The sequence below is a fragment of the Winogradskyella thalassocola genome (assembly GCF_900099995.1).
In the GTDB taxonomy this organism is placed as follows: domain Bacteria; phylum Bacteroidota; class Bacteroidia; order Flavobacteriales; family Flavobacteriaceae; genus Winogradskyella; species Winogradskyella thalassocola.
This window is the reverse complement of sequence record NZ_FNCZ01000001.1, coordinates 310,960-333,518: the sequence shown is the minus strand read 5'-3', so window position 1 is coordinate 333,518 and position 22,559 is coordinate 310,960. Positions and strand designations below refer to the sequence as shown.

The window sequence follows — 22,559 nt, the reverse complement described above, 5'->3', positions numbered from 1 at the left end:
AATTTAGAGTACGTTTAATAATTGTTCCTTAATTTTTTCGAGCTCATCTTTCATCTGAACAACTAATTTTTGCATTGGAGCATAATTAGATTTTGAACCGATAGTATTGATTTCTCTTCCGATTTCTTGAGAAATAAAACCTAATTTCTTACCGTTAGAATCTTCAGAATTTAAGGCTTGTGTAAAATAATCTAAGTGATTTTCTAATCGTACTTTTTCTTCAGTAATATCAAATTTCTCGATGTAATAAACCAATTCTTGTTCAAAACGGTTTTCATCTACTTTTTCTTTAATGTCAGCAATACCTTTTTCCAAACGCGCTCTTACACCATCAATACGTTCAGGATCCATTGTAATGACTTCGTTTAATAAACGCCTTAGAGTGCTGATTCTATCTTCAAAATCTTGCTTTAATGTCGCTCCTTCATCTTCTCGGTAGATAATAATGTTAGAAATAGCTTTGTCAATTTCTTTACTGATTAAAGACCATTCTTCTTCATCGATATCATCGCGTTCAGTAGTTATGGCATCTGGCATACGAATCGCCATTTTTAACAACTCAGTAGCATCACCATCGACAACTTCTTTAAGCTGTTTAATGTATTCTTTTACGACTGTTTGGTTGATTTTAGAACTGGTGTCCTCTCCTGTAATTTCTACAAATAGTGAGAAATCTACCTTTCCTCTAACTAAGTTTTTAGCAATAAGCTTTCTTATATCTAACTCTTTTGCTCTATACATAGAAGGCATACGAGCGTTGAGGTCTAAACTTTTGCTATTTAGAGATTTTAACTCTATAGATATTTTTTTAGTTGGGAGCTGAAGTACAGATTTCCCATAACCTGTCATGGATTGTATCATTAAAACTTTGCATTTAAAGTTGCGTAAAGGTACAAAAATCAATGGTTTTTAAATAGTTTAGAAAGCGCCCAATTCTCTCATTAGACTTTTATAACTTTGTAAACCTAAATTGAAAGTAAACTTATGTACAAAAAACAATTTGAAATTCGCTGGAGTGATGTTGATGCTAATGGTCATTTAGCTAATTCTGCTTACACCAATTTTATGAGTCATGCACGTATGGCTTTCTTTACTGAGCAAGGGTTTACAATGCCAGAAATAATGAAATACAATGTTGGTCCTGTTGTGTTTTATGAGCATATGTATTACTTTAAGGAATCATTTCTAGGAACCCCAATTACGGTAACTATTGAAGTGTCTGGCTTAAGTGAAGATGGCATGTTGTTTATGTTTGAACATAATTTTTACAATCATAAAGGTGAAAATTTAGCGTATTGCGAAATGCAGGGTGGTTGGATAGATCTTAAAGCAAGAAAATTAACGAGTTTACCAGAACCATTATTAGAATTGGCTCATAAATTCCCGAAGTCTGAAAGTTTTAAGGTTTTGACAAAAGAAGATACGCGTAAGCATGGAGTACGACCAAAGCCAATGAAGCTATAATTTTACTTAAAAACCGAGTGCTGCTTAAAAGATTTAATCTGCACATTTTTTATAAATGGTTTTAAAATCTGATTTGGTAAATACCGTTTGTGCTTACAATAACAAGTTAGTGCTTCTGGTTCTGCACCCAATGTGCTTTTTATTTCAGAAGCAGTTCTGCCTAAGTTAATCTGTGTTGATTGTGTTTCAATTCCGAGTCTTATGTAATCATTTAGTATTCTTGGATAGATAGCAAAATCTTTATTTTGAGAATAATCGATACCAATAAAATGCGCATCGAGATGTGAGTCGTTTTGCATGGCAGACAAAAAGCCAACTAATTTTTCTTCGAGAAAATAACCTTTCACTATAAATTGATCTTTAAAGGTTTTTTTAAGATGAATGTAAGTGTCGAGATTTAAAATCTGGGCATTAAAATCGGCATTATCAATCGTATTTTGATATAATTCTTGAAGTGCATCTTTGTGAATTTCTATATCGTCTTCAGAAAATAATTTAGCATTTAAAGCGGTACTTTTCGCATCTGCTCTATTCGCTTTTACACGGTATTTAGATTTTAAAGCGGTTGTATAATCTTCAAAAGAATGCCATTCTGGTTTAAGCGTAATAATCATATTAGGCTCAACTTGCATGGCTGCGTAATCGTAAGATTCTAAATGATTGGTAATAGGAAGCGATTCGTTTTTAAAATCTTTAACGAAAATGGCATTTAGTTTTTTTGTAGATTTTGATAATTGTTTTACACCTTCTGCAATGGCTTTAAACGTGTCGACTTTATCTTCACCATCTTTCAGAAAGGTACCATATTCTCCACTTAAAAATACATTTCCACAGAACAACACACGAATATGATTGTTGCAGAACATGTTATTAACCCAATGTCTTATTTTGTCAGACATTTTAATGTTTTTTGTAATGGTTTCAACACCGATGGTTACGATTTGAGCATTGGCAAAAGCAACAGCTTCATGGTCTTTAATGATGAAAATATAATTAAATTCTATGTCTGTATTTGCAAGTTCAAAAGCTTTTAAGAATTCGGGTGAATAATAAATATTTGTGCAGCAATTGACACTATCCCAATAAGTTTGTGGAATAGTATCAATGCTTTTAAAAACTTGAGATCTTAAAGACAAATTAAATTGCGTTTTTAGGTTTTTTAGATACAAGAAATACTCCTAAAAATATGAGTAACATAGCTCCGATCTTTATGGGGTCTATAAAATCTGCACCAATTGAAATAGCAAAAAGCCCAGCAATTACAGGTTGAAGATAAATAAATATGCCTACAGTAGATGCTTTTAGTTTGTTTAATGCTAATGGGTTAAATAAATATGTTCCGAAAGTCGCCCCGACAACAACAAATACAACAGACCAAATGGCATTAGGTGTAAACGTGTGCCACTCTACGGCTTTTAAGTCATTATAACCGAACGGAATTAACATAATGAGACCAAACAAAAACAACCATTTAATAAATGTAAATGGATGGTATTTAGAGGTCAGTTTTTTAATCATTATCACATAGATACTATACGAAATAGCATTTAAAAACACGAGTAAATTACCTAAAGGTACATTATCTCCCGCTCTAGCAGATTTACCATAAATAGTTAAAACTAAAGCGCCTATTAAGCCCAAAGTAACTCCAACTATTTTTAACTTAGAAACGTTTTCTTTTAAAATTATAGCAGACAAAATTAAAATGATAATAGGTACTGTAATTGTAATGGCAGAAGCATGGATTGGAGAGGTGTATTCTAAGCCTTTAAAAAAGAAAAGCATATTAATCATGACTCCAAAAATGGCAGCTACAAAGAGTTTTAGATAGTCTTTTTTGTCAATTTTTTGCTTTGGTAAAAAGAGACTCATAATCCAAAACAAAACCGTAGCACCGGCAACTCTTATTAGAACAAATCCAAAGGGTTTAATGAAATTTTCATTCATTACCGTTTTTGCAATAGTGAAATTGAGACCATATAATACTTGCACCATGATCAGTGCGAAAATGGCAAATTTTCTACTATTCATGTATCGCGAGTTTGGCGGCTTCGACTGTTTTCTTAGAATTGCCAATAAAAATAGAATCGTTATATAAAATTACCGGACGTTTTAAAAACGTATAATGTTCTAAAATATAGTTTTTGTAATCATCTTCAGTTAGTGATTTCTCTTTTAAACCCAATTCATTATAAAGTCTAGCACGCTTACTAAACAGACTCTCGTAACTATCCGTTAGTGCTCGCATTTGTGAGATCTGTTCCTCAGTAATAGGTTCTGTCTTTATATCTTGAAGTTGAAAGCCTTCAGGAAGATTAAGCTCATTAATGATACGAGTACAAGTATTACAGCTACTTAAATAATATATTTTGTTCATAATCAAAACGGTTTAATTTCAATATGCAAAGAAACCGTATTTCTAATGAATTTTATTACTTTTAAAAAAAATATGATTTTATGGATTTTGCTTTCGACGTCGCGCTTAAGAATAGGAAATTATTAAAAAGTTTTATTGAAAATCACACTTTAGAGGAGTTAAATAAAGTGCCAAGAGGGTTTAATAATAATATCATTTGGAATATTGCGCATACAGTGGTTACGCAACAATTATTGGTATATAAATTATCAGGATTGCCAATGGTTGTTTCTGATGAGATGGTAGAAGGTTTTAAAAAAGGAACTAAAACGGAACGCGATTTATCGCAGTCTGAAGTAGATACCATAAAAGGCTTATTGTTTTCTACAATAGAAAAGACGAAGGAAGATTACGATGATAAAGTTTTTCAGACCTATAATCAATATACCGTGACTACAAAAAGTACGCTGAGTAATGTTGAAGAAGCCATTGATTTCAATAATTTTCATGAAGGTATTCATTTAGGGTATATTTTAGCACTCCGAAAATCACTATAACTATGGATTACTATTCAATTGCTACTATTTTAATCGTTCTTTCTGCAGGCTTTGGTTATATAAATGAGAAGTTTTTAAAGTTGCCAATTACTATTGGTTTAATGGTAATTACCATAGTGTTCACCGTGGTTTTGGTTGGTGTTGCTCAATTTGATGATACCTTATTGATACAAGAACGAGAGTTTATAGCATTGATAGATTTTGAAACGGTTCTCTTAGATATTATGCTGAGTTTCCTGTTGTTTGCAGGTGCTTTACATACCAATTTTAATCAGCTTAAAGTGCAGCGCTGGCCAATAATGGCTTTTGCTACTGTAGGTGTTTTGGTGTCAACATTTTTAGTTGGTATTGCGATGTTTTACGTCCTAAAGTTAATGGATTTAAATGTAGATTTTATCTACTGTTTATTGTTTGGTGCTTTAATTTCTCCAACGGATCCTATTGCTGTTTTAGGTATTTTGAAAAAAGCAGGTGCACCAAAAAAACTAGAAACTAAAATTGTAGGAGAATCATTATTTAATGATGGAGTAGGAGTTGTAGTCTTCTTAACCATTTTTGCAATTGCAGCGAAACCTAATGCTGCTATTGAGTTGGCTGATATCGCCACCTTATTTGGACAAGAAGTTATTGGTGGTATTGTTTTGGGACTTTTCTTAGGGTGGATTACATACCGTTTAATGCGATCGATTGATAGTTACGAAATTGAAGTGATATTAACCCTTGCGACCGTTATGGGAGGCACAATGCTAGCTCATAAATTTCATTTGTCGGCTCCTTTGGCCATGGTCACAGCAGGACTTATTGTTGGAAATGACACGGTTAGAAATTCCGCTATGTCTGAAACTACAGAACTTTATGTCGACAAATTTTGGGAGCTTGTAGATGTCTTATTAAACACTATTTTGTTTGTAATGATTGGTATGGAAATGTTAGTATTAACATTGGATGGGAAATACATTTATGCTGGTCTTTTAGCGATTCCTTTAATATTAATTTGCCGTTATATTTCGCTTTGGTTGCCCATTAAATTCTTTGAAAAGCGATTAGATTTTGTGCCAAAAACAAATTTAATAATGACTTGGGGCGGCTTACGAGGTGGTATATCTATTGCTTTAGCATTGAGTTTAACAGAAGATATGTATCGAGAATTATTCTTAGTAATAACCTACGTTGTCGTTGTAGTTTCTATTGTTGGACAGGGATTAACGGTTGGCCCAATAATAAAGCGATTGACAAAAAAAGCAGTTTAGTTCATCTTTAAATAAGACTCTACGTCATCAAAGGGAATCATAAATTCGGTATAGCCTAGATCGTATGAAGCTACCTCATAAACATTATAAATTAAAACCAAACCTTCTTCGCTAAAACCTATATTTTCAGGTAATTGAAAAGGTTCACCAAAGAAGAAATTTTCAATAGTTAATTGGTCCTTATTTTTTTCTAAAGATTTAATAAATTGAGCCTTCGCTAATGCAGTAAAGCCATCAATATCGTTGATAAAGTCATTGATTTGTATTGTTTTTCCACTCTTGGCGTCAAGATTTAATAATTTTATTTTATCGTTTCCATGAGCACCGCCTTTAAACTCATATGTGCTAATAGCTATCGTAATAATAGCGTCAGATTGGTAAACGAGCTCTGTTTCAATATGAAGCTCCCAAGCAGGTTCGTCTATTTCAGCATAATCCTTTCTAAAACTTAGATATTCTTCATTAAACGCTTTTAAAACATCTGTTAGATTGATTTTGCTTTCAGATGTGTTTAGGGTTGCAATAATTGCATTTTCTACATTTGAATTTATACTATTACTGAGCTCACTATTTCCGGTTGCCTTGCTATAAACCGCAGAAATTTCGGCTTCAAAGGGTTCTTCAACTGTAATAGTATCAAATGTAGCAGGTTTAAATTCAGAACTGCATGAATTTAAAAAGATCACAAATATTAAAAATGGAATTATGTGTTTCACAGTATTTAGAGTTAAGTTTAATAAACAATAAAGGTATTGTATAGATTTGAATAGAACGAATTATCCGTTAAATTTGTTATGCTACAAAAACGATAATTCTGTTAATATTTTAGTGGCTTACGTCTAACCTGATGATTATGAAATTTAACACAAAAACAATACATGGTGGTCAAAAGCCAGATACTGCTTATGCATCTGTAATACCTCCAATTTATCAAACCTCTACTTTTGCACAATCAACACCTGGTGGACATAAAGGCTATGAGTATGCACGCTCAGCAAATCCAACACGTCATGCTTTAGAAAATTCTTTTGCAAGTATCGAAAATGGAACACATGGTTTGGCTTTTAGTTCAGGATTAGCGGCTATTGATGCTGTCTTAAAATTGTTGAAGCAAGGGGATGAGGTCATTTCTACTAACGATTTATACGGTGGAACGTATCGTTTATTCACTAAGATATATGAAAACTTTGGAATAAAGTTTCATTTTATAGGTATGCAAAATGCAGTTAGTATTGAAGATTATATTAATGAAAAAACCAAACTGATCTGGGTTGAAACACCAACCAATCCAATGTTAAATATTATTGATATTGTAAAGACTGCCACGATTGCCAACAAACATAATGTGTTGTTTGCGGTAGATAACACCTTTGCGACTCCGTACTTGCAGCGACCATTAGATTTGGGGGCAGATATTGTAATGCACTCAGCTACAAAATATCTTGGTGGACATAGTGATTTGGTGATGGGAGCGTTAATTGTGAAGAATAGAGATTTGGCTGAGCGTTTGTATTTTATTCAAAACGCTAGTGGTGCCATTTGCGGTCCGCAAGATGCATTTTTAGCTTTAAGAGGGCTAAAAACGCTGCATGTACGTATGCAACGTCATTGTGAAAATGGAATGGCTGTTGCAACATATTTAGCGCAGCACCCTAAAATTGAAAATGTGTATTGGCCAGGTTTTAAAAGTCATCCAAATCATGCGATTGCAACATCTCAGATGAGTGGTTTTGGAGGTATGGTTTCGTTTACAACTAGAGGTAATAATTTTGATGAGGCTATTAAGATAGTTGAAAATCTAAAAGTGTTTACATTAGCAGAATCACTTGGTGGTGTGGAGTCGTTGGCTGGTCATCCGGCAAGTATGACGCATGCGAGTATTCCAAAAGAAGAACGTGAAAAAATAGGTGTTGTGGACTCGCTAATTAGATTGAGTGTTGGTATTGAAGATGAAGCAGATTTAATTGCCGATTTAAAACAGGCCATTGAATAAGATCTCGTAAACATAAAAAAGACCAAATCAGAAGATTTGGTCTTTTTTATAAATATTATTTTAATGTTTTAATCGAACATGAAAATGTACCCCACATTTAACCAAACTAGCCAGTCATTTGTTTTGTTAGATTTTAATTGATGGTCTAACCCATCTGTCTTATCATCAAAGAAGCTTTGAACTCTTAAGTCTAGCATTAAATTTGCAATTGGGCTGAGGTTATATCTTACTCCTAAACTACCTACTACCGACCAGGTTGTTCCATTTTGGGCATCTACAGAACCTGGCTCCCAACTTGGATGGAAATTATTAGGGTCATTAATGTTTTCATCCCCGTACGTAGTCGTTACAGTTGGATTAAAAAATACGTAGTGCACACCTAATCCTACAAATGGAGCAAATTTATCACCTCCTCGAGACAATGCTCTTGTTGTTAAAGGATAGTATTCTAGTTGTGCTCCTATATCAAAGTTTTGAGATTCCCCAGAATGTGCTCTTAATTTATCTGCAGAAGTACTCGTTTTATTTTCATCTACCCATTGGCCAAAATGGTTTAGTCCTGTTTTGTTCCAAGAAATTTCAGCTCGCACTTTAAAGTGGTTTGTGAAAAAGTTATTTCTCGAATAAGAATAGTAGCTAGTAAGGTAGTCAAAGTTCATATAGTAAACAAGACCGATTCCAAACCCTACATTACCAGAGTTTGTTTCAAAATCGTAACGCTCACCAAAGTCAGATTGATAAGCTATAGGACCAGCAATAATTCCAACCTCGTGAGAAAAGGCTTGCGAGAAACTCAATTGCATTGATAAAAGCAATACAAATGCAATAGATATTTTTTTTATTTTTAGTGTCATGTAATTTTTAAAATTGATGCTTTTACCTAGCAAATATATAAAAACTCGATAAACTACCAAATAAAACCGACGAAATGCATGTTTTTATTTTTTTCATAAAATTTAATCCCTTTTCGTATTGAACAAGAATAGCTATAATATCACATTTACAAAATTGATATATGCTTAATTATTAAAGTAATAAGGAAGCCACAATATATCAAAATATTCTTACAATTACATGTTTAAAATAAAATATCCCGTTATTTTGACAAAAATAGATTATTATTTAGAAATGGTCATTGAATTATTTAATTTCGATAATAAATAATTACTAATGAGACAGAAAATTGATGCTTTTTTAGCAGAAGTACAGGAAAGAAATAGTCATGAACCAGAATTTTTACAAGCCGTTCAAGAGGTCGCAGAATCATTAATCCCTTTTATTGCTCAAAATAAATTATACACTGGTAAAAATATCCTATTAAGAATGGTAGAACCCGAAAGGTTAATATCATTTAGAGTTAGTTGGATTGATGATAAAGGAGAGATACAAGTTAATAGAGGTTATAGAATTCAGATGAATTCTGCTATTGGACCCTATAAAGGAGGTTTACGTTTTCATCCATCTGTTAATGCAAGTATTCTAAAGTTCTTAGCTTTCGAACAAGTATTTAAAAATGCATTGACCACACTACCAATGGGAGGCGGAAAAGGAGGTTCAGATTTTGACCCAAAAGGCAAGTCGGATGATGAAATTATGCGTTTCTGTCAAGCGTTTATGAGTGAATTATTTAGACATATAGGACAGTTTACAGATGTCCCTGCAGGAGATATAGGTGTTGGAGCAAGAGAAGTGGGGTTTATGTTTGGAGCTTATAAAAAACTAAAAAATGAATTTACCGGTGTATTAACAGGTAAAGGACCAACTTGGGGAGGTTCGTTAATTAGACCAGAATCTACAGGTTATGGGACGGTTTATTTTGTTCAAAATATGTTAAAGCTTAAGAAAGATTCATTGAAGAACAAAAGAATCATAATTTCAGGGTCTGGTAATGTGGCCCAGTACGCAACGGAAAAAGCAATAGAACTTGGAGCAATAGTACTTACGTTATCAGATTCTGGCGGCTATATCTTAGATGAAGAAGGGATTGATGAAGAGAAATTAAATTTTGTTATGGACCTTAAAAACGTAAAACGTGGTCGTATCAGTGAATATGTAAATAAATATCCTAATGCAAAATATTTTGCTGACGCAAGACCATGGTCTGTAAAGTGCGATATTGCTTTGCCTTGTGCCACTCAGAATGAATTAAATGGAGAAGAAGCAAAACAGTTAGTTGAAAATGGCTGTATTTGTGTAGCTGAAGGGGCAAATATGCCGTCTACACCTGAGGCTATTCAAGTATTTCAAGAAGCAAAATTGTTGTTTGCTCCTGGTAAGGCCTCTAATGCAGGTGGTGTTGCTACATCAGGATTAGAGATGAGTCAAAATTCACTTCGCTTAAGCTGGACTCGGGATGAAGTAGATGCACGCTTACAAAATATTATGGAAGCGATTCATGATTCTTGTGTAGACTATGGGAAAAACGAAGATGGTTCTATAGATTATATCAAAGGAGCAAATATTGCTGGTTTTGTGAAAGTTGCAGATGCGATGTTGGCACAAGGAGTAGTATAAGCCATTTAAAAAAAAAAATATTTTAAGCTTCTGTTTTTTACAGAAGCTTTTTTTATGACATTATATATGATAAGCGCATAATTATCGTTAGTATTAAATATCTTTGAGCAAACCTTTATTAATTAATGTATAGTACTGTTTTTAAAATCTTTATTCTAGTATTTGGGCTTACGGCTTCTTGCTATAGTCAAGATTTCTCAACGTTATGGCAAGGCCATTATTCTTATAATGATATCATAGATGTGGTGAGTGGTGAGCATAAAATTTATGCAGCAGCTCAAAATGCTGTTTTTAGATATGATACACAAACCAATGAACTAACCACAATTACGTCGGTAGAAGGACTTTCGGGTGAGCAAATTACCACCATTTACTACAGTGAGTTGTATCAATACGTACTAATAGGTTATGAAACCGGTTTGATTGAAGTTTATTCTGAAACAGAAAATTCGGTATTATCCGTAGTCGATATTTTAGATAAGGTTAACATTACTCCGGTTAACAAACGAATCAATCATTTCTTTGAACATGAAGGACAAATTTATATTTCAACAGATTATGGAATTTCGGTATATGATCTAGAGCGCTTGGAATTTGGTGATACGTATTTTATTGGGACCGGTGGATCTCAGGTTACGGTTAAACAAGTATCCATTTTAAATAATGAAATTTACGTGGCCTGCTTAGATAATAATGGAATAAAAAAGGCAGACTTAAGCAATCCTAATTTAATAGATTATCAGCAATGGCAAACCGTTATAATAGGAAATTATTATACAATGAATACCATTAATAATAGAGTGTATTCGGTACGAGATAATAAGGTGCTTTATGAAATAAATGGAGCTTCAATTAATACCTTGTTTACTTTACCATTGTTACCTTTAGACGCTGATATGTCAGCATCAAACCTAATTTACTCAACTACAACTGCGATTTATGTGTATGATGAAAATTTACAACTCGTAAAGAGCTTTCAACCTACAGAAGAATTTGATTCTAATTTCACTTCGGCAACGAGTTTAGATGATTCTATTTATATAGGTACTGAGGCTTTTGGAGTACTAAGTAATGCTATTTCTACAGTTGGCGAGTATGTTGAGATAAAACCTAATGGCCCTTTATTTAATGAAACGTTTAGGCTTAATGCAGAATCTGGTGTCGTTTGGTCTAGTTTTGGTGATTATACGGAAGCATTAGTTCCTGGTCCACTTCGATCTAGAGGTTTAAGTTATTATAGAAATGAAGCATGGGAGAGTATCCCTTATGAGAGTGTTTTTGGTGCAAAAAATCTATCGCAAATAGCTGTAAATCCATTTATTCAAAACCAAGTATTTGTAAGTTCATTTCAAGATGGCCTTTTAGAATTAAATGATTATGAACCCACTATTTTATATGATGAAACCAATAGTGGTTTAGAATCCTTAGTATTGCCAGGGTCACCAAACTTTAGGAGTCTTAGAGTTTCTGCTACTGCATTTGACCGTAATGGACTTTTGTGGTCGTTGAGCTCACTATTATTTGAACCTTTAAAATCATATGACCCAATTTCAGGCAATTGGAAAAGCTATGATTTTTCGAGTATTATCCAAGATGCTATTCGCGATGAGTTTGGTTATTTTGATATAGCTATTGATAATAATGGTACCAAATGGATTGGTGGTTATAAAAACGGACTTTATGTTTTTAATGAAACTATAAGTAATACACCACTTCGTAATATTAGTACTGAAGAGCAAGGTTTGCCAGTTCCGAGAGTTAATGCCGTTGCCATAGATAATAGAAATCAACTTTGGGTTGGGATGTTTACAGGACTAAGAGTACTTTATAATACTTCTGGGTTTTATGAAGATGCTAATCCAACACTAAGTTCTATCATTATTTTAGAAAATGGGATTGCAAAAGAATTGTTAGAAGGTGAAACGATAACAGATATTAAGGTTGATGGCTCGAATAACAAATGGGTTGGCACAGTAGATTCTGGAGTGTTTTATTTCTCGCCAGATGGGCAAACTACGATTTATCACTTTACAAAAGACAATTCTCCGTTACCATCTAATAGAATTAATGATATCTCAATAGATGGAGGTAATGGTATTGTTTATATCGCCACAACCAAAGGGTTATTGTCTTTTAAAGCTGGAGGTTCAAAAACAGGATCTACCTTAGAGGATGCCTTTGTGTATCCAAATCCAGTACGACCAGAATACAATATTCTTGGTTTTAATGATCTTAATGATATAAATAAAGGGATTAAGGTTAGTGGGCTTACTGAACGTGTGAATATTAAGATTACAGATATTGAAGGTAATCTGGTTGCAGAAGCACAGTCTAACGTTAATTTAAGATCATCTAATACCAGTTATAACTTCGCCATAGATGGAGGAACTGCTATTTGGAATGGTAAAAACCTTGGTAACAACGTGGTGCGAACTGGTGTGTATTTGATATTAATTTCAGATTTAGATTCTTTTGAAACCAAAGTGCTTAAAGTATTAATAGTTAGGTAAACATGCTTTCAAAAAATAACAGCATCGTTCTTTCTAAATTAAAGTATAGAGATAACGACCTCATTGTGAAATGTTATACGGAGCAACGCGGAGTGGTTAGTTATATGCTAAGAGGTGTTTTAAAATCTAAAAAAGGGCTTTCTAAAACTGTTTATTTTCAAGCTTTATCTCAACTTCAAATTGAAGAAAATTATAAGCCTAATCAGTCGCTTCATTTTATAAATGAGACCAAGTTTAATTACATCTACAAAAGTCTTCATACCAATATCTATAAAAGTGCAATCGTTTTATTTCTATCAGAAATTCTTTCTAATGTGTTAAAGGAAGAAGAGAAGAACGAAGATTTATTTCATTTTATAACAGCGTCACTTCAGTATTTAGATAATGAAGATCAATTTTCAAACTTTCATTTATTGTTTTTGTTAAAGCTAACCCGCTATTTAGGATTTCTACCAGAAAACTTAGATAATGACTACGCATTCTTTAATTTAGAATCTGGAATTTTTGAAGCATCTAATCATGGGATTTACTCTGTGTCGGGTGAAAATTTAACACTCCTAAAACGTTTGTTAGGCACAAGTTTTGATGCACTAAACACCATAACAATTAAGGCAAAACAAAGGCAAGAGTTTTTAAATATGCTCTTGTATTATTTTGAATTACATTTGGGAAGTTTTAAAAAACCTAAATCATTACAAGTACTTAATGACGTGTTTCGTTAGATCACTTTTTACCAAAATAAAATATAATGATTGTGAGTTCATACGTGAAGCACATTAGTGCGCATATTATTTTTATATTTCTTTTTTTACAGCTGAGTACTGCTCAAACGATTACTGTTTTAGAAGCAGATAGCCATATGCCTATTCCAGGTGTGGCAGTGGTTAATCAGATAAAAAGCAAAACCATTATTACCGATTTAAAAGGGGAAGTGTCTTTATCTATCTTTAATGATTACGAAGTCATCTTTTTTAAAGATTTCTTATATGAAGAACAGCGCTTAACAAAAGCTCAAATAGCAAAAAATAAGGGTATTGTTTATCTCACGCCTAAAGTAGAAGGTTTAGATCAAATTCTAATTTCAGCTTCTAAGTTTGAACAACATAAACGCGATATTCCACAAACCATAGTGAATATAAGTGCCAAAGACATTGCCTTGTCTAACCCACAAACGAGTGCCGATTTGTTAGAGAATACGGGTAATATTTATATTCAAAAAAGTCAATTGGGTGGTGGAAGTCCTATGATTAGAGGGTTTTCCACTAATAGACTTTTAATTGCAGTAGACGGAGTACGCATGAATAATGCTATTTTTAGAGGAGGTAATCTTCAGAATGTTATTGCCATAGATCCATTCTCAGTACAACATACAGAGGTCACTCTTGGAGCAGGTTCTGTAGTTTATGGTAGTGATGCGATTGGTGGTGTGATGAGCTTTTATACTAAGAAGCCTCAATTTTCTGAAACAGATGCTTTAAATTTTGGTGCCACAGCGATAACACGATTCGCCTCTGCAAATACAGAGAAAACAGGTCATTTAGATTTTAATTTGGGTTATAAAAACTGGGCCTTTTTAACCAGCGTGAGTTATACTGACTTTGATGATTTAAGAATGGGAAGCCATGGTCTGGATGATTATTTGCGACCAGAATATGTAACGCAGCAAAACGGTGAAGATGTTATAGTTACTAACCCAAATCCTAAAGTACAAACACCAACTGGTTACGATCAAATTAATGCAATGCAAAAGGTAAGCTATAAATCGTCTGACCATTTAGATTTTGATTTAGGCTTGTATTATTCTAGCACCTCAGATTTTTCTAGATATGATAGACTTATTCGTTACCGAGGAGATGAATTACGTTCTGCGGAATGGAACTATGGACCACAACAATGGTTTATGGGGAATTTTCAGTTAACCAAATTGAGTAGTAGTTCTAATTTGTATGATAAAATTCAGACCACTTTAGCATATCAGAATTTTAAAGAGAGCCGGGAGGATCGTGATTTTCAATCTAATATTCGTGCTGTAAGAGCAGAATCGGTTGATGCTGTGTCGTTTAATTTAGATTTAGAAAAAAGCGTCAATACTAAAACTAGTATTTTTTATGGTCTAGAATATTTACATAATACGGTACATTCAAATGGGTATGATAAAAACATTGACACCGATGAAAACACGGTGAGCATTACACGCTATCCGGATGGTTCTACCTGGCAGTCTATTGCGGCTTATGCGAGTTTAAAGCATAAACCGAATTCCAAGTTTGTGTTTCAGTCTGGACTTCGGTTTAATCAGGTGATTGCGAAAGCCGATTTTACAGCCAACAACGTATTTTTAAATTTACCTTTCGATGATGCTGAGGTTAATACCGGTGCCTTAACTGGTACAGCTGGTGTTACATGGTCTCCGAGCGATTTAATTCAATGGAAGCTTAACGCCTCTACAGCATTTAGAGCACCAAATATAGATGATATCGGTAAGGTGTTTGATAGCGAACCCGGAGCTGTTGTGGTACCCAACAAAGACTTGAAGGCGGAATACGCTTATAATGGTGAGTTGGGTTTAAAGTTGAATTTTGATAATAAAGTCATTGTAGATTTAGCCACCTATTACACCTTTTTAGACAATGCCTTAATTCGACGCGATTATGAGCTTAATGATGACACCGAAATGGTTTATAATGGTGAATTAAGTACAATTCAGGCGATACAGAATGCTTCAAAAGCTTGGATTTATGGCTTTGAAGCAGGGGTAGAAATTAACTTCACCAAACAATTAAAACTCCGTTCTCAGTACAATGTTATTGGTGGTACAGAAGATAATAATGGAGTAGAAGAACCCGTACGGCATGTGGCACCCAATTTTGGTCGTACCCATTTGAGTTGGAAGACAAACAAATTGTTATTGGATGCTTTTGTGGTTTATAATAACGAATTGGCCTTTAATCAATTGTCACCTTCGGAAGCGTCGAAAGATTATATTTATGCTTTGGATGCTAATGGAGATCCTTATGCACCAGCTTGGCACACCCTTAATTTTAGAGCGCAATACCAGTATAATGATCAACTTAGTCTAACGGCTAGTTTAGAAAATATAACGGATCAACGTTATAGACCGTATTCTTCGGGAATAACTGCAGCAGGTAGAAACTTTATTCTAGCTTTAAAATATACCCTTTAATAGTTATTTGGTTAAAAGAGGGCTCAACTTTTTTTTGATGTTTTGTCTGTGAATTACTCCTGCTTGACTCTTATCTGACTTGAATTGTACCCGAGGCTCACCCGACGCATACCCGACGCATACCCGAGGGAGACCCGACGCAACTACGGGTGAACCCTTATTGAAATCTGGTTGTGATTCTTGTTGAAGCCTTGCCATCTCTGGCCTAAAACGAAAATAAGCCTCATTTTTTGAATGCGGCTTATTTTACATAATATAGAGATCGTTTATTTAGTGGCGTTTGATTGCTTTCTTGCTGATGACCTGTCCATTGGATAAGGTGATTTTGGCAATATAAGCTGCCTGACTCAACTTAGATAGATCGTAAACCTCAATAGCATCATTGCCTTGTAGATTATAAACGACGCGTCCTGTTACGTCTATAATAGCGACGTGTTTTATGGTGTGGGTGTTTCCAACTTTAATTTGAACATCACCATTTTGTAATTCTGTAATCGTTATCTCATTTGCATCCATTATGTTATCGTCAATAGACAATGTGGTTGGTGTAAATACAATATCGAAACGGTCGTTAAATTCACCTGTTTCTGAGGTGAAGGTGTAATCTGAATCTTTAAGGTTGTGTGTTATGTTTTTTAGTTTGTCTAACACATATATCGGGTTGCTAGTCATAAACTCTCCTTCAAATTGTGCGATAGAAAATGTGTAAATTGTAGGGACATCTATTGAGGTGTAAAAGCCTAATGGTATCACTTCATCTAGTGTTAAGCTATTTGGATGTTTACCTTGGATGGCAAAATTCTTATTTGGACTGTCTTCAATCTTAGTATAAATAATAGCCGCTGTTCCGCTTGATAAATTTCTTGGGGCATCATAAGCATAACTATCAAAGTTGTCTGTTGCTCCATGGACATATGCTATTAGGACTTGATTAAAGATACCGTTATCTGAGGTTAAATTTAGCCATAATTTATTGGCTTCGTTTTGTGGTTCATTACTTCTAAAAAATTGATTATTACTTGTGCCATCGGCTTTTCTCATGGCATTTTTAAAAACGGCATTTCCAGTAGCTGTTCCAACGATAAAGAAGCTCTGTCCAGAAGGGATGTATGATTGTGGTATGATGCCACTTGAACCAGCGGTTCCTCCACTACCAACATTGATAATTGCATAATCATCTTGATTAAAATTGTAACCTTCATTTCCATTATTTGTATTGTCAAGTGCACTATAATGTGACCATAAATATGCGACACCTTCAACCAAACTATTATTTTTAGTATGAAAAGCCGAAAAATCTAATGCACTGGGATAAGGATTTCCTATCAAATTCCAATCATTATCTGGTGCAAATCCGTTTTCATAGATTGGAATTGTAATATCTCCAGTGTTGAATTCGCCTGTAAAATCTATATCATCTACATAAGGAAATCCACCTACAAAAGTAGGACCTGTAAATGCATATCCTTGTCCTGGTGTCATTATGCCCGTCGCTAATTGCCAATCGTCACCATTGTCATCAATATCATCTTGCCCTAAGGTTTGTGTGTTGTCATTAAGCGCTTCCATAAATTCATCGCGGTAATTTGCTGCATTGTACTTGTATCTTCTGTTTACGGGTACGGCAGAAAATAACGTGTTTAGATTAGCCGCTGTTATTGGCGAGCTCCAATAGGTGTAATCTAACAGTGTGTTTTTAGAGGCAGACACTTTATTTGCGGTAGCCGTTCCGGATCCCGATAGACTAAATGTTCCTGCATCATCAACCTGAACGAACGCTCCTTTTGTTTCCACTTTAATAGCGCCAGCGATAACAGCATTGTCTTCAACCTGTACAAATTTTGAATTGTCTATATAAAGTTCACTCGCTATAACATTTAGGTCTTCACCGATAATGATTCCGTCGTTAGCTCCCATTTGTTTGGTGCCTGTACCCGAAATAGTTAGGTTTGCATAATAATCATTTGAAGGGTCAGCATTAGAATTGAAATCTGTTAGTGTTTGATCACCAATACGTGAATATTCGACTGTGCTACCAGCTTCTAGTATAATTATCTCTACATCATTTCGTACAGAAGTAGCTACTGCTCCAGTTCCTCCGTTGAAACCATCAACATCTCCAGTTTTAAAGACACCTCCATTTTCTACTCTTACTGTTTGAGTTCCGGTAGGACCAACAATGGCATTATTATTAATTTCAAAAACACCTGTAGATTTAACTGTAAATATGCCGTTGTCTTGTAATGTAATATTAGCATTACTATTTCCAACCATATCTCCAGTTACTTCAATTTGATAATATTCTATAGTGCCACCACTTGTACCTCTAATATTTTCTGTTAATGCAGTTCCGGAATTATAAAATTCGACTACACCAGCCTGTAAATCATAATCACCTGTAATATCTGGTTTAGTACCAATACCACTTATACGGAATCGGCTATTCATATCCATCGTTAAATTTGTTAAACTGTTTCCAAATGTAAAATTTGAAACATCTAAAGTGGCGTTGTCAGTGATATAAACAAGACCATTTGGGTTAAAACCAGACGAAATAGTTTTTATACCACTACCTGAAAACGTTAAGTTTTTAAAGTCATTTCTTGCTGTAAGATTTTGAGGTGTTCCATCATTTCTATTTAATTCTATCGTACTATTAGTACTAAGATTTAAAACCCCACCTATCGTTGGTAAGCTACTAAGAGTTCCTGTAAAACCATTAGTGTTTCCAGTTCTAAAAGTACCCGAAACATCTACGCTTCCCGATGTATTGGACATAGTACAATTTGTTCCTATATCAAAAATGGCATTAGTTTCTACATTAAAAACTCCTCCCAACTTTGCAATATTAGAACTACTTCCATTGTCAATTATGACTAAGCTGCCTGTAGGTACGTTGGCGCCATTTGTAAGATTCAATGTTTTATTCAACACAATATTTAGAGTTCCTGATAATTCAGCGCTTGGACCACTCATGGTAAGTGTCCCTAAAGTGTCCAAAAATGTAATTGTAACATTAGATCCAATAAACCCATTTCTAAAGTCTTTAGTACCGGATGATTTAAATGTAATGTCCACTTTGGCATCAATTAGCCCATTAACAATTAAAGGAAATGATCCACCTATCGTATCATCCCCCGAATATAAAGCGCTGATTCTAAAAATTGGAATGGTAGAGTTGTCTGAATTAGGAAAATAGGTTATTCCAGAACCATCAGGAGTACCAACTGTACTGTTCCATTCATAAATAGATCCATCATCCCAAACATTTTTAACATTGGAAGCAAGATTCCCCATATTGCCTGGAACAGCAGAAACACCTCCAATGATTTCTATTTTTCCATTTGATCCTACATGAATAGATGCATCAGGATCTTGATAAAAAATTGATGTATAATCTCCCGAATTATTCTTTACACTAATTAGACCTCCAGATTCAATTTTTATGTCATCACCAGTACCATCATTGATATTAAGTTCGGAGCCTGTTCTCAACTCCAATGTACCTTCAATTACAGTTTGATCAAGTGAGATAGATGATTCCACATATACGGTGTGAGTAGGTCTTATAGTAATTGTATTGGCGTCTTTTGTTGGTGCAGAGGTTGAATTACTCCAATTCACATTGTCAGGTGAAGATTCCCATCCACAACTATTAGCCCAATTGGATGGCCCAACATCTTTACTCCTATAATATAGCGCTGTTGTAGGTACAGGACATAATAAGTCTTCCCAATTTGTTGCTACACGAATTCCGTCTACAACACCATTTTCTTTCCCGCTTTGTCTGAGCATAAAATTTCTAATAGATGCACCGCTTGCTGGTGCCGGATCTGTATCATTAGTAATAGCTTGTAGTGTTGCACTCCCTGCAAGTGATTCCGATACAGGTAAGCCCGATTCTATTATCCATAATTTTAATACATCATTAACTGTGCCTACAACAAACTCATTTTTTAATACTAATAAATAGGTTTTATTATAATCTAAAACGGAACTCCATTGTATTGTTCCAGTATATTTGACAATCCCTATTTGATATCCAGATCCAGAATTACGAGCATATACTCTACTATAATAATTATTGCTCCCATCTATAAGTGAGACAAAATAATCTGATGATCCTAAATTGGTCATATTAATTAGAAAAGAAACAAAAAGATTGTTATCTGGATTATTAAGATTGCCTGATGCAGGATATGTGTTGTCTGCATATTTGATTTCTCTTTTTATATCGTCATCACCACCACCTTGATATTGTGCACTTCCTCCAATACCAGAACTTGCGTAACTTGCATAAGTAAGACCTGTAGCACTGTATTTTAATGGGTCAGTTCCGTTACTTTGGAAAGACCAATTAGGAAATGCAAGCGTTGTCGAAATATCTGCAGCATCTTCACAACCGTAATCAAAATTTTCTTCCCAAATAGGAGGATTACATGCTGGTGCGTCATTAATAGTGATGACTAATGTTTCGGTGTCAGTGCCATAAGCATTAGTTGCAGAAATAGTCACGTTATACGTCCCTGTTACTGTAGGATTACCGCTAATTTCACCTGTTGAAGTGTTAATACTTAAACCTGGAGGTAACCCAGTAGCATTAAAACTTGTTGGAGCGTTGGAGGCAGTTATTGTATATGTAAAAGCATTAACTAAATCTCCAATGGCTGTTAAAGCACTTGTAACATTTGGAGGTGATGTAGAAAGCCATTCTGCATATAGCGTTGTATTCGCTGAGCCAATAGTATAACTAGCACCAGCATTGTAGTGGGTACCACTTCCATTAGTGGCCGTATTCCAACCATTAAATGCAAATCCGGTTCTAACTAAAGAACCAACTCCTGGTAATGTTATAGACGTATTATAGTTGCCATTATTCGCAGCAGGAGCGGTACCACCAGTATTGCCATTACCATCATAACTTACAGTATAATTACCAATGCTCCATTGTGCATACAGTGTTACATCTGATGTTCCCATTGTATAAGAAGCATTATCAGCATAAACTACTGCGCCACCTGAAGTCGTAGACCAACCATCAAACATATATCCTGTTCTTATAAAGGTATTGGTTGTTAAATTTTCTGAAGCTCCTTCGTTTATGGTTTGATCTGCCATTGTCCCACCAGTGTTACCATTGCCATTAAATGTGATTGTGTGGCTAGGAGTTGATGCAGCACAAAAGACCTCTACTAATTCTATTAAAACGCGTTTCCCTGAATCCGTAGAAAATTCTAAAACAGAATTTGCTGGTACTCCAGTAAACGTTGCCGTATATACATTGAAAGAGTCATCCGTAATAGTACTGAAAAATTGAGACACACCATTTAAGGTGACGGTTACTTCATTTTCATTATCATCCCATCCTTCAGCGTTAAATTCTACTGTAATATCTCCAGAAACTCCAGACAATGGGTCAGTCGAAATTGAACCGCCAGTGCCTCCAGAAGCTAGTCTTTTAGCATTACCATCATTAGTTGTATAACCAGAGGTATTAGGGAAATCCTTTCCATACATTGTAAAACAAGGCCCAACAAAAACATCCCATTGTGCATACAAAGTAATATCAGCAGAAAAATCATATGAAGCTCCTTCTGCATAACTAGTACCACTACCATTAACAGCAGTATTCCAAATGTTAAAAGTGAAACCCGCATTGGTAAACGTGTTGGCTGTGAGATTTTCTGCCACACAATTTGTTTGAGGAGACATTGTACCTGTACCGCCATTACTGTTAAATGTTACGGTATTTCCTGTAGGTAGCCATTGCGCGTATAATATGGTATTTGCTGTAATATTAAAAGTATCAGTAGCAACATAGGATGTGCCAGAACCATCAGATGCTGTGTTCCATCCATTAAAAGCGTTGCAGGTGTTTACTAAGGATCCTGTATTGCCTAAAACTGTTACTGTATCCCCAGAATCATAGGCATTACTATCAGTTGGAGTTGTTCCTCCAGTGTTGCTATTACCGTTATATGTAATAGAATAGGTTGTTGGACCTGCTGAAACTCCCCAAATTTCAATATTATCTATTGCTATATCTTCATCACCAGAATCTAAATTAAAAATTAATTCGAGGTCTAGGTTGGTACCTGTACCTGCTATGCTTTTTGTAAATTGTGCAAATGCATCTGTTATTTGGGTACTATCACCTGTCCCATTATAATCCGTGTCAATAGCAGGTGTAGTATTTGTGCCGCCAGAGCTTTCTACCCAAATTAAGTTTTGAGAACCACCAGTATCAATTTTTCCGTTTAAATGAAAATAATCAGCAGCATCCCAATCTTGATTATTTCCATCGTCATCTTCCGCAATATGAATTCTAACTTCTAAAGTGGTGTACCCAGAAATGTTAATTCCTGTAAAGAATAATGATTGTATAGGGCTACTAACTTCACCGTCAATGTCATGAGCTGCAAAATAATAGCTTCCTTGAACATTTGTAAAACTAATAGAGCTACTAATATTGGTTCCATCGGTTCGAGTAAAGTAATCTAAAGATCCATCTGAAAATTCAGTTACACTTGTAGTATAGTCACCAGGAGTTTCAAAAGTTAATTCAGCTATCTTAACCTGCCCAAAACCAGACAAGCTAAAACATAAGAATGCTAAAAAAACGAGGGAGTAGTTTTTTATCATAGGAAAAATGGATTAATCTCAATAATTTTTAAAATCACTGCCAATCAGCGTGTTGTAATTTAGGTGCTTATTAGGATATTACTAATGTT

The 22,559-nt window shown here is 34.6% G+C and carries 15 protein-coding genes; 8 read left to right on the top strand and 7 right to left on the bottom strand.

The window, feature by feature from the left end:
* Nucleotides 1-3: 3 nt before the first annotated feature.
* Entirely contained in the window at nucleotides 4-861 is an 858-nt protein-coding gene (locus BLT80_RS01365; protein WP_175455523.1) for a YicC/YloC family endoribonuclease, read from the bottom strand.
* Between the two features lie 123 nt (nucleotides 862-984).
* On the opposite strand from BLT80_RS01365, the gene BLT80_RS01360 reads away from it, so the two are divergent.
* Nucleotides 985-1,464 (top strand): acyl-CoA thioesterase, encoded by a 480-nt coding sequence (locus BLT80_RS01360; protein ID WP_092465792.1) that lies wholly within the window; start codon nucleotides 985-987, stop codon nucleotides 1,462-1,464.
* A gap of 2 nt (nucleotides 1,465-1,466) precedes the next feature.
* Here the strand turns inward: BLT80_RS01360 and BLT80_RS01355 are convergent, their stop codons facing one another.
* Genes BLT80_RS01355 through BLT80_RS01345 form a run of 3 tightly spaced genes read right to left on the bottom strand, consistent with a single transcriptional unit; the run spans nucleotide 1,467 to nucleotide 3,841 of the window.
* On the bottom strand, nucleotides 1,467-2,600 hold the full coding sequence (locus BLT80_RS01355; protein ID WP_092466851.1) for a peptidogalycan biosysnthesis protein: 1,134 nt from the start codon (nucleotides 2,598-2,600) through the stop codon (nucleotides 1,467-1,469).
* Between the two features lies 1 nt (nucleotide 2,601).
* Nucleotides 2,602-3,495 carry a DMT family transporter gene (locus BLT80_RS01350; RefSeq protein WP_092465791.1) on the bottom strand — a complete coding sequence of 298 codons (894 nt, stop codon included), beginning with the start codon at nucleotides 3,493-3,495 and terminating at the stop codon, nucleotides 2,602-2,604.
* Nucleotides 3,488-3,841, bottom strand: a complete 354-nt coding sequence (locus tag BLT80_RS01345) for an arsenate reductase family protein (RefSeq protein WP_092465790.1) — start codon at nucleotides 3,839-3,841, stop codon at nucleotides 3,488-3,490. Before BLT80_RS01345 ends, BLT80_RS01350 begins: the two co-directional genes overlap by 8 nt.
* A gap of 80 nt (nucleotides 3,842-3,921) precedes the next feature.
* Here BLT80_RS01345 and BLT80_RS01340 point away from each other — a divergent pair, with 80 nt between their 5' ends.
* Nucleotides 3,922-4,377 carry a DinB family protein gene (locus BLT80_RS01340; RefSeq protein ID WP_092465789.1) on the top strand — a complete coding sequence of 152 codons (456 nt, stop codon included), beginning with the start codon at nucleotides 3,922-3,924 and terminating at the stop codon, nucleotides 4,375-4,377.
* A 2-nt stretch (nucleotides 4,378-4,379) separates the two neighbouring features.
* On the top strand, nucleotides 4,380-5,627 hold the full coding sequence (locus BLT80_RS01335) for a cation:proton antiporter (RefSeq protein WP_092465788.1): 1,248 nt from the start codon (nucleotides 4,380-4,382) through the stop codon (nucleotides 5,625-5,627).
* Here BLT80_RS01335 and BLT80_RS01330 read toward each other — a convergent pair.
* Nucleotides 5,624-6,343, bottom strand: coding sequence for a DUF3298 and DUF4163 domain-containing protein (locus tag BLT80_RS01330; RefSeq protein WP_092465787.1), 720 nt, complete (start codon nucleotides 6,341-6,343; stop codon nucleotides 5,624-5,626). The two genes, BLT80_RS01335 and BLT80_RS01330, sit on opposite strands and share 4 nt — an antisense overlap.
* A gap of 137 nt (nucleotides 6,344-6,480) precedes the next feature.
* Here BLT80_RS01330 and BLT80_RS01325 point away from each other — a divergent pair, with 137 nt between their 5' ends.
* Nucleotides 6,481-7,620, top strand: coding sequence for a cystathionine gamma-synthase (locus tag BLT80_RS01325; protein WP_092466850.1), 1,140 nt, complete (start codon nucleotides 6,481-6,483; stop codon nucleotides 7,618-7,620).
* A gap of 68 nt (nucleotides 7,621-7,688) precedes the next feature.
* Here BLT80_RS01325 and BLT80_RS01320 read toward each other — a convergent pair whose 3' ends face one another.
* A complete protein-coding gene (locus tag BLT80_RS01320; RefSeq protein WP_092465786.1) occupies nucleotides 7,689-8,474 on the bottom strand; it encodes a THC0290_0291 family protein in 786 nt (261 codons plus the stop codon).
* Nucleotides 8,475-8,790: 316 nt separating this feature from the next.
* On the opposite strand from BLT80_RS01320, the gene gdhA reads away from it, so the two are divergent.
* From gdhA to BLT80_RS01300, 4 genes are all read left to right on the top strand, one after another.
* Nucleotides 8,791-10,134 carry an NADP-specific glutamate dehydrogenase gene (gene gdhA, locus BLT80_RS01315; protein ID WP_092465785.1) on the top strand — a complete coding sequence of 448 codons (1,344 nt, stop codon included), beginning with the start codon at nucleotides 8,791-8,793 and terminating at the stop codon, nucleotides 10,132-10,134.
* 125 nt (nucleotides 10,135-10,259) lie between these two features.
* On the top strand, nucleotides 10,260-12,644 hold the full coding sequence (gene porZ / locus BLT80_RS01310; RefSeq protein ID WP_092465784.1) for a type IX secretion system anionic LPS delivery protein PorZ: 2,385 nt from the start codon (nucleotides 10,260-10,262) through the stop codon (nucleotides 12,642-12,644).
* Nucleotides 12,645-12,646: 2 nt separating this feature from the next.
* Complete coding sequence (recO, locus tag BLT80_RS01305) at nucleotides 12,647-13,366, top strand: DNA repair protein RecO (RefSeq protein ID WP_092465783.1); 720 nt, start codon at nucleotides 12,647-12,649, stop codon at nucleotides 13,364-13,366.
* Nucleotides 13,367-13,392: 26 nt separating this feature from the next.
* Entirely contained in the window at nucleotides 13,393-15,828 is a 2,436-nt protein-coding gene (locus tag BLT80_RS01300; RefSeq protein ID WP_092465782.1) for a TonB-dependent receptor plug domain-containing protein, read from the top strand.
* Nucleotides 15,829-16,098: 270 nt separating this feature from the next.
* Here BLT80_RS01300 and BLT80_RS01290 read toward each other — a convergent pair whose 3' ends face one another.
* Complete coding sequence (locus BLT80_RS01290; protein ID WP_092465780.1) at nucleotides 16,099-22,470, bottom strand: InlB B-repeat-containing protein; 6,372 nt, start codon at nucleotides 22,468-22,470, stop codon at nucleotides 16,099-16,101.
* Between the last annotated feature and the right edge of the window lie 89 nt (nucleotides 22,471-22,559).